We start from the raw sequence: 14,800 nt of genomic DNA, 5'->3' as shown, positions 1-14,800 counted from the left end.
CACCACCATGCCCAGCCCATCCGCGCCGCCCACGAGAAGATCAACCAGCTGCCAAACAGCCTTGATCAACAGCTAACGAAAGACCGAGGCTAGCCGGCTGCCCCGGGATCGCCGGCGAGCAGTGGTTCACAGGATGCGATCAACTCCGATTGACCGGGCCAGGCCTGGCGGCGCCAGAACTACCCGGTCGAGGGATACCCATCGACGACTAGCGAAGGGGCCGGGCGATCGCCGATGAGGCACTTCGGAGCTGGTCACGGAACTGGGCGTTCTCCGTGGCGATGGCCTGACGTGGGACGTCAAGATGCGTGGGTGGGGGCCATCCCGGTGAAGAGGGCGTCGAGGATCCGGTCGACATACGGATGGGTCAGTGGTTCCTGCGTGATCAGGAGTTGGAAGTACAGCGGGCCGGAAAGAATCGCCATCGCCAGGGCGAGGTCGAAGGCGGGCGAGAGTTGACCGTGGTCGCGGGCCGTCTTCAGGCGGGCGACGGTCTTGTCCGCCTGGGGGGCGATGAAGCGCTCGTTGAGCGCGGCGGCGACCTGGGGATCGTGCTGGGCCTCGCCGATCAGCGCCTTGAACAAGGGGCCAATGGGTGGCTGGGCCAGCAGATCAACGGCCGAGTGGATCTGGGTGCGCAAGTCGGCCATGATGTCGCCGGTGTCGGGGTAGTCCAGGGCAGGCCCGTTCAGCGACAACAGCGAGTCGAGCAGCAGGGCTGCCTTGGACGGCCATCGGCGGTAGACGGTCTGCTTGCTGGCGCGCGCTCGGGCGGCGACCGCCTCCATGGTCAGTTTGGCGTAGCCGATCTCCTGGCCGAGTTCCAGCGTGGCCCGCAGGATGGCCTCGGTCCGGTCAGCACCGCGACGGTGGGGCGTGTCGGTCATGCCGACACCTTATCGACACGAAACGTTCCGTACGGACGGGAACGGATTTCAGAGTGGGCACGGGGTCGCCGTGCCCACTCTTCCCTTCGGACCGGTGGTCGTCGCGATGCGCAACGACATGATCTTCGAGTGGCTGACCGGGGATGATCTCTGCGCACGCGATGACCCTGGGCCGGAGAACAGGCCGTGAAGGTCATCGCGACGACGATTGCCGAGCATGGCGCGGCGCCGTGCTCGGACGCGTTCGCCGCGCACGTGGTGCGGATGACGGCGGCGCGGAGGAGGTCAGGCATGGTCTCAGCGCTGCCCGAGCAGGCCATCGCCGCCGACACGCTGCACGACCTGGCGATGCGGGTCCGGTTGGACGCGGACCTGCGTAGTCCGGCGCCGGGCGGTCGGCCAGGGCGTGGGACGGTCGGTCAGGTGTGGGACGGGAGTGGGGACAGGACCAGGCGGATGGCGAAATTGTGGTAGCCGGCACGTTCGAAGGCGCGGGCCATCGGGACATTGCCCGCGTCCGTGTCCGCGACAATCCGCTGTACGCCGCGTTCCGCGTGGCTGCGGGTGATCTCGCCGAGCAGGTCGTCCACGTAGCCCCGGCCGCGGTGCTCGGGCACCACGCCGAGGTAGCCGACCACCGGGCCCCCGCCGTTCGCCGACGGCAGCGCGACCCCGACCAGGTCGCCGTCCCCGGTGTAGGCCAGGCGCCACCAGGAGCGGTCGCCGGGCATGGAGCGGTAGTCGACGACGTCCTGGCGGGCCTGCGCGACCCGGGTCCATGGTGAGCAGGGCTTCGCGGGTGTGGTGGTCGAGCGTGCCGACGGCCACCCGGCGGAACACCTCGATGAACACCTCGTCGTCGTCCTCGCCGCGGAACTCCAGCCGGCCCGACGGCTTGGGCACCTCGGCTTCGGCGGTCCACTCGTAGCGCAGGCGTTCCAGTTCCTCGGTCAGCCCCGCGCGGCCCGCGGCCGTCCAGCGCCAGGCGATCGCGGCCGCGGACTTCGGGTCATCGCGCCAGCCGTTCGAGACGAATACGTGGTACGCGGGCTTGTCTTCGTAGGCCGCGTGGGCGTGGCCGAGCAGGTCGGCGGCCAGGCCGATGGGCTCATCGACGGAGGGGTGGACGTAGAGGCAGTCCAGCGCGAGAGGCTTGCCGGCGTCGGGGAGACCCCACCACACGGCGCGGGCCATGATCTCGCCGTTCTCCTCGGCGACCCAGATCCATGCATGGCGGTAGTTGCCGGATTCGAGGAAGGACAGCAAGCGCTCAGGATCAGCCCAGCTGATGCCCTCGTCGACGACGCAGCCGACCAAGCGGTCGAGATCAGCCTCGACCATGGGACGGAAAAGCATAGATCCTCCGAAAAGAAGAAACGGACGCGGTGAGCGCCCGTTGAGTGCGGCACGTTGCGGTCGCCTCGGTCGGCACCGCGGCGTGGGACGTGTCGAGTCGTGCCGACACCTTAACGGTACGGTACGTACCGTACTTGACGCAAGCGCCCGCCGAGGGCATCATTTTATCGGTACGGAACGTTCCGTACTGACTAGAATGGCAACGTCGACATCCGTCCTCAAGGACTACAAGCGGGTGTGCACTCAGCCCGGCACAACGCCAACTCATGGAAGAAGACGATTGCGTGATGCCTGTCCCCGACCCCACCGCGATGCATCCCATGCCCGAGCAGCCCCGCGTTGTACTGCTCAAGCCGCTGGTCGCCTCGCCACTGATCGAGGTCGGCGAGTTCTCCTACTACGACGACCCCGATGATCCAACCGCCTTCGAGACCCGCAACGTGCTCTACCACTACGGCCCGGAGAAACTGGTCATCGGCAAGTTCTGCGCGCTCGGTGAGGGCGTGCGGTTCATCATGAACGGCGCCAACCACCGCATGGACGGCCCCTCGACCTTCCCTTTCCCGATCATGGGCGGCTCCTGGGCCGAGCACTTCGACCTCATCACCGGCCTGCCCGGACGGGGTGACACCGTGGTCGGCAACGACGTCTGGTTCGGCTACCAGGCCATGGTGATGCCCGGTGTCCGCATCGGCCACGGCGCGATCATCGCCTCCGGTGCCGTGGTCGTGGACGACGTGCCCGACTACGGCATCGTCGGCGGCAACCCGGCCAGGCTCATCCGCCGCCGCTACAGCGACGCCGACATCGCCCGCCTCCTCGCGCTGGCCTGGTGGGACTGGCCGCTCCAGCTCATCACCGAACACATCGCCACGATCATGTCCGGCAGCGTCGAGGAGTTGCAGGAAGCGGCGGCCCGCGGGCGGTAGGACGCGCGCCGCCAGGCTCCGGCACTGCCTCCGCCTACGGGTCTCACGCACCGCCATCTGTCGTTCCTGCACCTTTCCACGATCAGAATTGAGCTGTCAGCTTGCCTGCTTCGTCCCGCCGCGACCCGTTCGCCGACTGGCTTCGCGGCCACGCCGTCCCGCTCACTCACCTCGACCCCGAGGCGCCGCTCGACGACCTGGAGCCGCTGCGCGACCTCGTCGGCGAAGCGCGCGTCGTCGCGGTCGGTGAGAACTCCCACTTCATCACCGAGTTCTCGGCCATGCGCCTGCGCATCCTGCGGTTCCTGGCCGAACGCTGCGGCTTCACCGTCCTGGCCTTCGAGTACGGCTTCAGCGAGGGCTTCCCCTTGGACGCCTGGGCCCAGGGAGAAGGCGCGGACGATGAGCTGGCGGCCCGGCTCTCCACGGCGATCCCCGTGGGGGTCGACGAGCCGCTGCGCTGGATGCGCGGGTACAACGCCGTCGCCGCCGAGCCGGTGCGTTTCGCCGGGATCGGCATCCCAGCGGCCGGCGGATCCCTGCTTCCCGCCCTGGCCCCGGTCGCCAACTACCTGCGCCAGGTCGATCCCGAGACCCTCCCGATGATCCAGGAGGCGATAAGGATCGCCGGGTCGTTCGCCGGCGCCTCCGCGGCCTCGGCCGCGCCGGCCTGGACCCGGCTGGCCGCCGCCGCGCAGGACGCGCTCAGCGCGATCCTGATGCGGCTGCTCATGCGCTTTCGCGCCGTCGAGTTGTTGTACCTCTCCCGTGCCGACCGGCCCAGCTACGACATCGCCCTGCGCTGCCTCGAGGCCGCCTGCAGCGCCGACTACGGTTTCCGCGCCATGGCCGGCCTGTACGCCGGTACCGGCCTGACCGCCGACACCTCTGCCCGCGACGTCTTCATGGCCGAATCCGTCCTGTGGCACCTGGAACGCCACCGCCCCGGCACCCGCATCGTGCTGGCAGCACACAACGCTCACATCCAGAAGACGCCGGTCTCCTTCAACGGGCAGCTCACCGGGCTCCCTCTGGGGCAGCACGTGCACAACTGCCTGGGCGATGACTACGTCGCCCTCGCCCTGACCAGCCCCGCCGGATATACCGCAGACATGCGCCCCGACGAGGACACGCGCTTCGGGCTTCGCCATCGAGAACACCGCGTTGCAGCCACCCGAGCCGGGCAGCATCGAGGCCGCCTTCGCCGAGGCCGGACTCGGGCTCAGCATCGCCGACCTCCGCCAGGCGCACGAGGCCACCGGCCCCGACCGCATCCGGATCCGGATCCAGAGCGCCTACGTGCACACGCCCGTCCTGGAGGCGTTCGACGGCATCCTCAACACCCCGACCTCCACTGTCGCCGACATCGAAACCTGACTGCGACACATCACGATCCCACCTCGGCCGGGCCGGTACCACGAGGTCAGCGGGATGCCACCCACACATCGAGACCGGGGACGCCCATCGTCCAAGCCGCGCAGGAGATCGCAGGCACCGAACCGGCAGAACGGCGTGTGAACGACATGCCCGAATCGCAGGCAACCGATTGCAAGGAAAGTGACCGATGAAGAACGCCGACGTGATCATTGTGGGGGCCGGACCGACCGGCCTCATGCTGGCGATTGAACTGAGCTTGGCCGGGGTGCGGCCGCTGGTGCTGGAGCGGCACCCGAACCGCCGCGACACCCCCAAGGCCGGAGGTCTGGGCGGCCAGATCCTGGAGCTGCTGCGCTACCGGGGCCTGCTGGAACGCTTCCAGGCCGCCTGCCCCGGCCCCGCCCCGGCACCCCGCTTCCCGTTCGGCGGCGTGCACCTGGACTTCACCCGGCTGGCGAATCCGCCGCTGCACGCGCTGCCGCTGCCGCAGCAGCACCTGGAGCGCCTGCTCGACGAACGCGCCGGCGAACTCGGCGTGGACGCCCGGCGCGGGCACGAGGTGACCGAGGTGCACCAGGACGAGACCGCGGTGACGGTGGAGGTGCGGGGCCCGGACGGGCCGTACCAGGTCAGCGCCCGCTACCTGGTGGGCTGCGACGGCGCCCGCAGCCGCGTCCGCGACTGGGCCGGTATCGGCTTCCCCGGCACCGTCTACCCGGAGGTCAACCGGCTGGCCCAGGTCACTCTGCCCGGCACGGTGACCGTGCTGGACAGCGGCGATCTCGACGTCCCCGGCGTCGGCACGATCCACGCCGGTTTCACCCGCACGGACCGGGGCCTGTTCGGCCTCGGCTCCGCACCCGGCGCCACGAGCGTCTCCCTCTACACCATCGAGGACGAAAGCACCGAGTACGACGACGACGTCCCGATGACCCTGACCGAACTGCAGGACAGCATCCGCCGCGTGCTCGGCGCGGACCTGCCCCTGGCCGGATCGACCCGGTTGTCGCGCTTCACCTTCAAGGACCGCCAGGCCGAGCGCTACCGAGCCGGGCGCATCATGGTGGCCGGGGATGCGGCGCACCTGTTCCCGGCCACCGGCGTGGCACTCAACGCGGGCCTCATGGACGCGGTCAACCTGGCCTGGAAGCTGGCCGCCGACCTGCACGGCTGGGCGCCGCCCGGCCTGCTGGACACCTACCACGCCGAACGCCACCTCGCCGGGACCCGCACCATGCTGCACACCCGCGCCCAGGTGGCGCTGCGCCGCGGGCACGACCCGGCCGCAGAAGCGCTCCGTGAGGTCTTCTCCGAACTGCTCACCGACGAGCAGCCGCTGCGCCGCATGGGAGCCCTGGTAGCCGGAACGGACATCCGCTACTCCATGCCCGGCACCGGCCACCACCCGCTGACCGGCACCTTCGCCCCCGACCTCGCCCTGCACACCGACCAGGGCGTCACCGGCGTCGCCGACCTCCTGCACCCCGCCCGGCCCATCCTCCTCGATCTCGCCGACCGCTCCGACCTGCGCGAGGCCGCCCGCGACTGGGGGCAGCGCGTCGACGTGCACACCGCCAAGACCGACCAGCGACCCGCCGACGCCCTGCTGGTCCGCCCAGACGCCTGCATCGCCTGGGCCGCACCCATCGACGAGCCCGCCGACACCGCCGTACCAGCGCTGCGCGAAGCACTCTCCACCTGGTTCGGCACACGCTGACCTCGGCCGCAACTACGGGCCTCGAGAAAGACACACTCGGCGCGTCGGCCATGGAAATCGAACTCCACCGGCCCGCAACTGGATGAGCCACGACCGAATCCCGCACCGCAACCTTGGCCCGCGCGCTGCGCGGCCAAGGTTGGTGACCAGCAACCCGGGTCATGTCCGACCACTGGGGGTGGATCCACTTCCGGTTGATCTCGTTGCGGACGATTGCTTCCAGCGGCCCACAGCTGCCAGTGGTGCCGTCGGGCAGGTCGGTTCCCAGAACCACTGGCCGCCGAGGTTGGCGAAGCGGTACGCGAACCGGTAGCCGGGCATCGAGAAGATCCCGAACACGCTACGGCAACGTGTGGTGGCGGCTCCATTCCGCTCAACGGTTGATCATCCACGTGCGCAGATTCGCAACCAGCAAAGCACATGATGCGAGGATCAGCACGGCGGCCGCCCCGGCTCGCCAGTTGCGGACGACGACCTCGACGGCGCCCAGGACGGCGAACACGACGGCACCGGCCGCGCCCATGGTTGCGGTAAACCGCACCAGCCGGCCGCGGGCGGCCGCCTCGATCGCGAGCATGAGTGCTATGAGACCGGCGGATGACCAGAGCACTCCGACGGGTGGGCTGATCACGACGAGCGCGATCCCGGCCAGCATGACCGACACCGATGCCGCCGACCATATCGCCAGGAACCGCTGGCGTGGGGTGTCGGCGGTGAGCGGAAGAGCGCGGCGGCGCAGATGGGCGTGCGGAGTATCGATGGGCGGCTGGGTTCTCGCGCGGACGATCGCGTCGAGTTCCTCGCGGAGGGCGGTCTGCTCGGTGCGCAACCGCGCGAGGGCTTCTGTGCCGTGCCGGTCGGGGCCGGTCCGGTGGCGGCGGGGCTTGTCCGCGCCGGCGTGGCTCGCGAAGGCCGCCCTGGCCCGGTTGCTGGCGCGCGACTCACGCGCCGCCCGACGGCGGTCGTCGATCTCGACTGCGAGCCCGGCAAGGCGCCGTTCCAGCTGGTTCGCGCGACGCTCCAGCAACACGGCACCGTGCTCGACGGTCGGGTACTCCTCGTCGAGGCCGGCCCACGCCACCGGATTCGCCCAACCGGACCGGACCGCTCCATCTCGCTCGTACCGGGGGCCGGCCGGTGCCCGCTCGCCGCCGAAGTGGTCGCGGGTGTCCAGCCCCCACAACCCGCGATAGTTGCGGACCCACGGCGTGTCATCGTCAATGAGCACCGGATGCCAGGCGCGGCGCTCGCCGACCCCGATACCCACGCCGTCGCCGCGATGGTAGTCGATGAACGGGACCCCTGCGCTCGTCTCCGGCGCGTCCCTGGTCCAGGGCAGCAGGGCCCGGACCACCTGCCGCGATGCGACCCGCAGACGGTTCGGCCACGCCAGGGCGACGGTCGTCACGTATTCACCCGGCAGGTAGGCACCGGCGTGCGATCCGGCCCCCGCGTACACCACTGGATGCGTGCCGACGAACTCGATGTCCGGGTCGTCCCAGCGCCTACGCAGGTCGTCGCCGACCTCGTCGTGGGCCGAGAATGCCACCCAGGCGGGACACAAGGAGCCGCCGAGGGTCTCAGCGAGGAAGATCGTCACCTGTTCCCAGTCGGCCTCGTGGTCATTGATGCCACTGAATGTCGAGCGCCAGTCGTTCATCGGGTAGAAGTACCAGTACTGCAGCGCGACGTAGCCGCCGTCCCGGAACACCCTCGCGTAGTAGGGATGATCGTTGCCCTGCATGTGCGTGGCATACAGGTGGTGCGCTGCCGCCCGGGTGCCGCCGGGCACCGTGCCGCGCAGGAGCAGGGACAAACGGAGTCCGGCATCGACAAGCCGCGCGAACAGCCCGACGGCGGCGAAGCGGCTACTCGGCCGGAACGACGGCTGCGCCGCATCACGGCGCCACCGCCGGTACTCGGCACCACGCATCGGGCGGTCGACCAGACGCAGGTACAGGCCGTCCCCGGCGAACCGATCCCCCGCTTCGGCCAACCGCTCGAGCGTCAGCTCCCCGGTCTGAGCCAGGCATTCGTCGCGTCGTTCACCCGAGCGCCGTCGCCACAGGGCGGCCCGGCCGACGTAGGCGCCGACGGCTGTCGGCAGGAACAATTCCCCTGCCGTGTACCGGATCACCGGCTCATACGCCCGGAGTAAGGCAAGGTCACCCTCACCGGTATCAGACGCGGCCGGGATATCCGCCATGCCGCCCCTCCTCAGAGAGTCTCGGCTCGCGACGTTACCCACGGCCAGGAGGTTCATCCCCCGACCTCGGCTACAACCGGCTACTTTCACCCGGCGGTGGCCGAGATCGTGGACCGCACCGGTTGGACCCCCGAAGCGGCGGGGCGGGAGCGCGCCGTGGGTCAGTCGCCGCTCGCCGTGCCCGTGGTACACCGGCAAGGGCGCCATGAGCGGCACCTCGCGGCCGGCACGTCATCCACACCGGCGGGCCGTCCCCGTCGTACCTGCAGCTGCCGGCGCGGGCGGCGCAGCGCTCGACCGGGGTGGATACGCTGTCGGCGTGACCGTCGGTGCCCGGGCACGGTCGCAGCGGCGTCGCCACGCCGCATGGCCCGATCCTCGCCCAGGCTCCCCTCCCCTGGCACCCATCCGGTCGCGGGTCGGCTCCGAACACCGGTCATGGCAGTCGACGGCGGAGTGGAGGAAGGGGTCGTCGCCGGCCGGTACCGGCTCCTGCGATTGGTCGGGCAGGGTGGGATGGGCCGGGTCTGGCAGGCGCACGACGAGGTCCTGGACCGCGAGGTCGCGGTCAAGGAGATCCTGCCGATCGCCGGAGTGGCGCCCGGGCGGAGCGATGTCTGGGAGCGCACGATCCGCGAGGCGCGCACCGCCGCGCGGCTGCGGCATCCGAGTCTGATCAGGGTCTACGACGTGCATTTCGCCGACGGGCGGCCGTGGATCGTCATGGAGTACGTTGCGGGTCGTTCCCTGCACGCGACCGTGCGCGACGACGGGCCCCTCGCGGTCGCGGTCGTGGCGAAGGCCGGTCTTGCCCTGCTCGACGGGCTCGCCGCGGCGCACGCCGCCGGGGTCCTGCACCGCGACGTCACCCCGCGCAACGTGCGGCTCACACCCGACGGGCACGTGCTGCTGGGCGACTTCGGCGTGGCGGTGTTCGCCGAGGAGAGTTTCAGGGCGAATGCGACGCGGGAGGACGTGCTGCTCGCCTCGCCCGCCTATGTCGCGCCCGAGCGGGTGACAGCCGGCGAGTCGAGCCCGGGCACGGATCTGTGGTCCCTGGGCGCCACGCTGTACCTGGCCGTCGAGGGCCGGGCGCCCTATGCGCGGCCGACTCCGCTCGAGCAGCTGACCGCGCTGATGCGGGAGCCGCCCGACGTGATGCTGCACGCCGGCCCGCTCGAGCCGGTCATCTCCGGACTGCTGCGCCGCGACCCGGGCGATCGGCTGACCGCCGCGAAGGCCCGCCCGCTGCTGGAGGCGGCACTGACCGGGGAACAGCCCGCGATGGCCTGGAAACCGCCGCGCCTCGGAGGCTCGACCGTCCAGCGGAAGCTGATCGTGGCCGGGGTAGCCGCGGCCGTCCTGGGCGCGGGCGGGGTGGGTGCCTGGGCAGCCGGGCCTCGGCGCCGGCCGCCGCCCGCCCGTCCGCCCCGAGCAGCAGCGGCCCGGCGATCATGCCCGCAGTCTCGGCGTCCGCGGTGCAGAACGTCTTCCCGGCGCCACTGCGGTGTTCCGGTACCCCCGACGCCCCACCCGGCCACGAGGCCGACGGACTGCCGCAAGGGTGGCTGCGGTACGACCTCGACGGGTTCAGCACGCCGGCGCCCGGTGGCTACGCGCCCGCCGCCGAGGGCAGGATCGTCTGCTTCCTCGACCAGGCCGGCCGGCAGGGCTTCACCGTCGACCCGACCCCGCCGCCGGATGAGGATCGGGTGGCGTACTGGGACCGAGCAGGAACGGCAACTGCTGGCCGGACCGGGCGCACCCGCGGGCTACCGGCGGATCTCCATCAGTGCCGCGCTCTATCAACAAGGGGCCGCGGACTGGGAGTACACCTTCGATGAAAACGGCACCCGCTGGCACACCCTGCGCCGCAACTTCGGCACCGCCACCGGCCACGGTTTCGTCGTCTCCTGGACCGCACCCGACGCCGGCTGGGACGCCGCCCTCGACGGCTTCCGCACCGTCCTCGGCGGCTTCGACCCGCGCTGACGACACATTCGCGATCTCTCACCCATCCGAACGGGTGACAGCGCCGAATCACTGCTGTCACATCGCTATCCGAAGGGAGACCCCTCATGAACCTCACGCGAGCCGCTCTCGCCGCCCTGCCCCTCGCGGCGGTCGCGCTGACCGTTCCGCTCGTGGCGCCGGCGCCGGTGTTCGCCGCCGAGTCGGTGTCGGTGGAGCTGATGGAGATGGGCAACACCGGCGCCAAGGGCAACGCGACCCTGACACCGATGGCCAACGGTGACCTGAAGATCGCCATCAAGTCGACCGGGATGACGCCCAACTCCCCGCACGCCCAGCATCTGCACGGCTCCGCCGCCGGGATGGACTTCCACTGCCCGACCATGAGGGACGACAAGAACGGCAACGGCTACATCAGCGTCGAGGAGGGGCTGCCGATGTACGGCGACATCTTCGTCTCCCTCACCACCTCGGGCGACACCACCAAGGCCAGCGGCCTCGCGGTCGACCGCTTCCCGACCGCCGACGCCCAGGGCAACCTCTCCTACGAGCGCACGATCCCGGCCGCTCAGCTGCCGGCCGGCACGATCGAGCACATCAAGGACCTGCACATCGTCCAGCACGGCATCGATGCGAACAAGAATGGGAAGTACGACCTGGAGGCGCTCGGCGAATCGACGTTCGCCAAGTCCCTCGGCGTGCCGAACATCCCCGAGGAGGCGACCGACGTGGCGACCTGCGGCATGGTGTCGGGTGCGGCCGCGGGCTCGGTCCCCGCGGGCGGCGTCAACACCGGCGACGGCTCGTCGCTGCAGCAGAGCGGCCCGGACCCGGCGCTGATCTACTCGGTCGGCGGCGCCGCGGTGCTCGGCACCCTCGGCGTGGCCTTCTACCGCCGCCGCAAGGCAGCGCAGGCATGAGCCGCCGGGTCGTGGTCTCCGCGGTCTCCGCGGCCCTGTTGGTGGCGGGGTGCTCGGCCCCGCCACCGGCTCCGAACACAGTGGCGGGCCCGCCATCGACGGCGCCCGCGGCGAGCCAACCCGGCGAGCTGACCTCCGGGCCGCTCATGGAGTCCTCGCCGCCGGTCACCGTGAGCATCCCCAAGCTCGGCGTGACCAGCACCCTGGTCGACCTGGCCACCGAGCCCGACGGCACCATGCAGGTGCCCGACGACGCGAGCACCGTCGGCTGGTTCACCGGCGCGCCCAGCCCGGGCGCGCTGGGGCCGGCCGTGCTCGCCGGCCACGTCGACTGGAAAGGCACCAAGGGCGCCTTCTACCACCTGTCGACCCTCGCCCCCGGCGACGAGGTCAGCGTGACCCGCCTCGACGGCAGCCGCGCGGTCTTCGCCGTGAACAAGGTCGGCCGATACCCGAAGAACCAGTTCCCCACCGACGCCGTCTACGGCCCGGTCGACCACGCCGCCCTCCGGCTGATCACATGCGGCGGCGAGTTCGACTCCGCCACCGGGCACTACCGCGACAACATCGTCGCGTTCGCCGATCTCAAGCAGGCCCAGCCCAGCCCCGCACCACAACCGTCCTGGCCTTCGGCGACCACACCCCACTGACCCGGACGAGCTCGAACCGGCCGCCGTGCCGGGCCGCGAACCGGGCCGACGCCGCCGGGTCGGCGATGCGGTCGCGGTCACCATGGGCGATGAACAACGGTGTGTCCGGACGCGTCGGCAACGCGTCGTCGGGCGGCTCGATCCAGGGGGCGAGGGCGCAGATCCCGGCCACACCCGGGTCGGTGGCCACATGCAGCGCGACCGCGGCATGTCACCCAGAAGGTCACATCCGGCACCCATCCGCGCGGCACCCGGCTCCGAAGTCCGGGCAGGGCCGTCATCGGCGCCGGCGTGGCCGGCCTCCCCGCCGCCTACGTTCTGCGCGACGCCTGCGACGTGACGCTGTTCGAGGCCAAGCCGCGCCTGGGCGGGCACGCGCACACCCACGACGTGACCGACGGTCCGACGGCCCCACGGCTGGGGCTCCACGAGGACGGCTGCCGCTCCGGCGTGCAGGCCGCCCGCTCCCTCGGAGTCGTGTGGTGACCGGCCCAGCGTTTTACGAGTGCACGCTGCGGCACACCCGCACCGTTCCGGTGCGGCACGCGTTCGTCTACCGCACGTACCAGTGGCTCGTCGACCTCGACGAGCGGCCGGACCGCCGCTTCCGGGCCCGTGACCATTTCGGCGACCCGGCCGCGACCATCCGGTCCAATGTGGAGCGCTTCCTGGCCCGCCGCGGCGTCGTCGCCGACGGCCGGATCCTCATGCTCACCAACGCCCGCGCGCTCGGGCACGTGTTCAACCCGCTGACAGTCTAGTGGTGTCACGACCGGGCCGGGCGGCTCACCGCCGTCATCGCCGAGGTGGACAACACCTACGGCGAACGGCACTGCTACTTGTTGCAACCCGATCCCGACGGGCGGGCCGCGACCGGCAAGGCGTTCTACGTCTCACCGTTCTTCGGCACCGGTGGCCGCTACCGGATGCGCCTGCCCGAGCCGGCCGGCCGCTTGGCGCTCACCATCGCGCTCGACCGCGACGGCGGCCCCGTCTTCACCGCGACCCTGCGCGGCGTGCGGCGCCCGGCCACCCGGCGGCACCCGTTCACCGCGCTGGCCGTCAGCGCGCGGATCCGGTTCCAGGGCATCCGGCTGCTGCTGCGCGGCCTGCCCGTGCTCCAGCGCCCCCGGCACCACCTCCAGGAGGACGTCCGATGACCACGACCCTGTCCAGCCCGACCATCGACCGGACCCGCTGGCCGGACGTGGCCGCCGTGCCCTCGGCCCGGCTGCGCGGCCGCGTCGCCGCGGCGCTGCTGCGCCGCGTCGCTGCCCGGCTCCCGCTGCGGGTGCGGTACCCGGACGGCACGACGTTCGGCACCGACGGCCCGGAACTGCTCCTGCACCGGCCCGCCGCGTTCCTGCAGCGGCTCGGTGCCGCCGGCCTGATCGGGCTCGACGAGTCCTACCAGGCCGGCGACTGGGACGCCGACGACCTGACCGGCCTGTTCGCCGTCCTCGCCGCGCACGTCGGCAACCTCGTGCCCCGGCCACTGCAGCCGCTGCGTCACGTGCACGGCGCCCGGACGCCGCGGGCGACGCTGAACACCGCCGAGGGAGCCCGCCGCAACATCCACCATCACTACGACCTGTCCAATGATCTCTTCGCCCTGTTCCTCGACGGGACCACGAGCTACTCGGCGGCCCTGTTCGACGGTGACCCGGCCGCCGCCGGCTGGGACGCCCTGCCCGCCGCGCAGCACCGCAAGATCGACCGGCTGCTCGACGCCACCCGGGTCGGTCCCGGCACCCGGCTCCTGGAGATCGGCACCGGCTGGGGCGAGCTGGCGATCCGCGCCGCCCGGCGAGGCGCGACCGTCCACAGTGTCACCCTCTCCGCCGAGCAGCGCGCCCTCGCCGTGCGCCGGGCCTGGGCCGCCGGTGTCGGCGACCGAGTCGACGTGCAGCTGCGCGACTACAGCGAGATCCTGCCATCGTCCGCCGGCTACGACGCCGTCCTCAGCGTCGAGATGGTCGAGGCGGTCGGTGAACGGTTCTGGCCGGACTACGCGGCCACGATCGAGCGGCACCTGACGCCCGGCGGGCGGGCCGGCCTCCAGCTGATCACCATGGCGCACCAGCGGATGCGGGCGACGCGCTCGACGACGTCGGCGACGAGCAGTACCCGGCGTTCGCCGCCGCCCTGCACGGGTTGCTCGCCCCGCAGGGCCGCCTGCTGGTGCAACAGATGTCCCGCGGCCGCCGGGCGCCCGGCGGCGGGGCGTTCATCGAGGCCTACGTCGCCCCGGACATGCACATGCGGCCGGTCGGCGAGACGGTGACCCGGATCGAGTCGGCCGGCCTCGAAATCCGGGACGTGCACGCGCTCCGCGAGCACTACGTACGCACCGTCGCCGCCTGGCTGGAGACCCTCGAACAGCGCTGGGACGAGGTCGTCGACCTGGTCGGCGAGCCGGTCGCCCGGGTCTGGCGGCTCTACCTCGTCGGTGGCGCGCTCACCTTCGAGGAGGGCCGGATGGGTGTCGACCAGATCCTCGCTGTCCGCCCCGGACCTGCCGGAGCCAGCGGCGTGGCCACCCTCGGCGAGGTGTGGCGGTGAGCCTGCCCGTCTTCCTCGCCGCGTCGCTGGGCGCCGCGCTCGTCGTCGTCCTGGTCTTCTTCGCGATCGGCGCGGCCACGAACCGGCACCGCGTCGTCGACGTGGCCTGGGGCACCGGATTCGCGGCGGCGGATCTGTCCTTCGTGTTCAGGCGGCGGTGCAGCGCAGGGCGGGCGCGCCGGGGCTGCCGCTGACGGTGCCGAGGAAGCCGAACTGGGTGCTCGC

Annotated in this window: 14 protein-coding genes and 1 pseudogene; 12 read left to right on the top strand and 3 right to left on the bottom strand. The window is 71.3% G+C overall.

The window, feature by feature from the left end; all coding sequences use genetic code 11:
- Positions 1-299: 299 nt before the first annotated feature.
- Both ABT369_RS56950 and ABT369_RS56945 read right to left on the bottom strand, forming a co-directional pair.
- Complete coding sequence (locus ABT369_RS56950) at positions 300-887, bottom strand: TetR/AcrR family transcriptional regulator (protein WP_350626981.1); 588 nt, start codon at positions 885-887, stop codon at positions 300-302.
- Between the two features lie 419 nt (positions 888-1,306).
- The gene (locus ABT369_RS56945) at positions 1,307-1,618 is read right to left on the bottom strand and encodes a GNAT family N-acetyltransferase (RefSeq protein ID WP_350626979.1); all 312 of its coding nucleotides are present in this window, start codon (positions 1,616-1,618) and stop codon (positions 1,307-1,309) included.
- A gap of 70 nt (positions 1,619-1,688) precedes the next feature.
- On the opposite strand from ABT369_RS56945, the gene ABT369_RS56940 reads away from it, so the two are divergent.
- The 4 genes from ABT369_RS56940 (at position 1,689) to ABT369_RS56925 (ending at position 6,266) form a co-directional block, all read left to right on the top strand.
- Positions 1,689-2,276 (top strand): hypothetical protein, encoded by a 588-nt coding sequence (locus ABT369_RS56940; protein WP_350626977.1) that lies wholly within the window; start codon positions 1,689-1,691, stop codon positions 2,274-2,276.
- 254 nt (positions 2,277-2,530) lie between these two features.
- A complete protein-coding gene (locus ABT369_RS56935; RefSeq protein WP_502891966.1) occupies positions 2,531-3,172 on the top strand; it encodes a CatB-related O-acetyltransferase in 642 nt (213 codons plus the stop codon).
- A 101-nt stretch (positions 3,173-3,273) separates the two neighbouring features.
- Positions 3,274-4,740 carry an erythromycin esterase family protein gene (locus ABT369_RS56930; RefSeq protein ID WP_350626975.1) on the top strand — a complete coding sequence of 489 codons (1,467 nt, stop codon included), beginning with the start codon at positions 3,274-3,276 and terminating at the stop codon, positions 4,738-4,740.
- Positions 4,737-6,266 carry an FAD-dependent monooxygenase gene (locus tag ABT369_RS56925; RefSeq protein WP_350626973.1) on the top strand — a complete coding sequence of 510 codons (1,530 nt, stop codon included), beginning with the start codon at positions 4,737-4,739 and terminating at the stop codon, positions 6,264-6,266. The genes ABT369_RS56930 and ABT369_RS56925 overlap by 4 nt, the downstream gene beginning before the upstream one ends.
- A 373-nt stretch (positions 6,267-6,639) precedes the next feature.
- Here ABT369_RS56925 and ABT369_RS56920 read toward each other — a convergent pair whose 3' ends face one another.
- Entirely contained in the window at positions 6,640-8,472 is a 1,833-nt protein-coding gene (locus tag ABT369_RS56920) for a hypothetical protein (protein WP_350626971.1), read from the bottom strand.
- Between the two features lie 438 nt (positions 8,473-8,910).
- Here ABT369_RS56920 and ABT369_RS56915 point away from each other — a divergent pair, with 438 nt between their 5' ends.
- From ABT369_RS56915 to ABT369_RS56880, 8 genes and pseudogenes are all read left to right on the top strand, one after another.
- A complete protein-coding gene (locus ABT369_RS56915; RefSeq protein ID WP_350626969.1) occupies positions 8,911-10,464 on the top strand; it encodes a protein kinase domain-containing protein in 1,554 nt (517 codons plus the stop codon).
- An 86-nt stretch (positions 10,465-10,550) separates the two neighbouring features.
- The gene (locus ABT369_RS56910; protein ID WP_350626967.1) at positions 10,551-11,363 is read left to right on the top strand and encodes a hypothetical protein; all 813 of its coding nucleotides are present in this window, start codon (positions 10,551-10,553) and stop codon (positions 11,361-11,363) included.
- Positions 11,360-12,013: a class F sortase gene (locus ABT369_RS56905; RefSeq protein WP_350626965.1), complete on the top strand. Its 654-nt coding sequence runs from the start codon at positions 11,360-11,362 to the stop codon at positions 12,011-12,013. Before ABT369_RS56910 ends, ABT369_RS56905 begins: the two co-directional genes overlap by 4 nt.
- Before the next feature lie 99 nt (positions 12,014-12,112).
- Entirely contained in the window at positions 12,113-12,499 is a 387-nt protein-coding gene (locus ABT369_RS56900; RefSeq protein WP_350626963.1) for an NAD(P)-binding protein, read from the top strand.
- Positions 12,493-13,173, top strand: a pseudogene (locus tag ABT369_RS56895) (DUF1365 domain-containing protein). The gene ABT369_RS56900 and the pseudogene ABT369_RS56895 overlap by 7 nt, the downstream one beginning before the upstream one ends.
- Positions 13,170-14,297: an SAM-dependent methyltransferase gene (locus ABT369_RS56890; RefSeq protein WP_350626961.1), complete on the top strand. Its 1,128-nt coding sequence runs from the start codon at positions 13,170-13,172 to the stop codon at positions 14,295-14,297. The pseudogene ABT369_RS56895 and the gene ABT369_RS56890 overlap by 4 nt, the downstream one beginning before the upstream one ends.
- Positions 14,273-14,575, top strand: coding sequence for a class I SAM-dependent methyltransferase (locus ABT369_RS56885; protein ID WP_350626959.1), 303 nt, complete (start codon positions 14,273-14,275; stop codon positions 14,573-14,575). Before ABT369_RS56890 ends, ABT369_RS56885 begins: the two co-directional genes overlap by 25 nt.
- Positions 14,572-14,769, top strand: a complete 198-nt coding sequence (locus tag ABT369_RS56880; RefSeq protein ID WP_350626957.1) for a hypothetical protein — start codon at positions 14,572-14,574, stop codon at positions 14,767-14,769. Before ABT369_RS56885 ends, ABT369_RS56880 begins: the two co-directional genes overlap by 4 nt.
- Positions 14,770-14,800 lie beyond the last annotated feature (31 nt).

The sequence above is a fragment of the Dactylosporangium sp. NPDC000244 genome, from assembly GCF_040300725.1.
Classification (GTDB): domain Bacteria; phylum Actinomycetota; class Actinomycetes; order Mycobacteriales; family Micromonosporaceae; genus Dactylosporangium.
Note: the sequence above shows the minus strand (reverse complement) of the source record. Positions and strands in the feature narration are given on the sequence as shown.

What these genes read in the sequence shown, in the direction of transcription:
- ABT369_RS56950 (WP_350626981.1), bottom strand. Translation starts at nt 887, where the DNA reads ATGACCGACACGCCCCACCGTCGCGGTGCTGACCGGACCGAGGCCATC.
- ABT369_RS56945 (WP_350626979.1), bottom strand. Translation starts at nt 1,618, where the DNA reads ATGCCCGGCGACCGCTCCTGGTGGCGCCTGGCCTACACCGGGGACGGC.
- ABT369_RS56935 (WP_502891966.1), top strand. Translation starts at nt 2,531, where the DNA reads ATGCCTGTCCCCGACCCCACCGCGATGCATCCCATGCCCGAGCAGCCC.
- ABT369_RS56925 (WP_350626973.1), top strand. Translation starts at nt 4,737, where the DNA reads ATGAAGAACGCCGACGTGATCATTGTGGGGGCCGGACCGACCGGCCTC.
- ABT369_RS56920 (WP_350626971.1), bottom strand. Translation starts at nt 8,472, where the DNA reads ATGGCGGATATCCCGGCCGCGTCTGATACCGGTGAGGGTGACCTTGCC.
- ABT369_RS56915 (WP_350626969.1), top strand. Translation starts at nt 8,911, where the DNA reads ATGGCAGTCGACGGCGGAGTGGAGGAAGGGGTCGTCGCCGGCCGGTAC.
- ABT369_RS56910 (WP_350626967.1), top strand. Translation starts at nt 10,551, where the DNA reads ATGAACCTCACGCGAGCCGCTCTCGCCGCCCTGCCCCTCGCGGCGGTC.
- ABT369_RS56905 (WP_350626965.1), top strand. Translation starts at nt 11,360, where the DNA reads ATGAGCCGCCGGGTCGTGGTCTCCGCGGTCTCCGCGGCCCTGTTGGTG.
- ABT369_RS56890 (WP_350626961.1), top strand. Translation starts at nt 13,170, where the DNA reads ATGACCACGACCCTGTCCAGCCCGACCATCGACCGGACCCGCTGGCCG.
- ABT369_RS56885 (WP_350626959.1), top strand. Translation starts at nt 14,273, where the DNA reads ATGCGGCCGGTCGGCGAGACGGTGACCCGGATCGAGTCGGCCGGCCTC.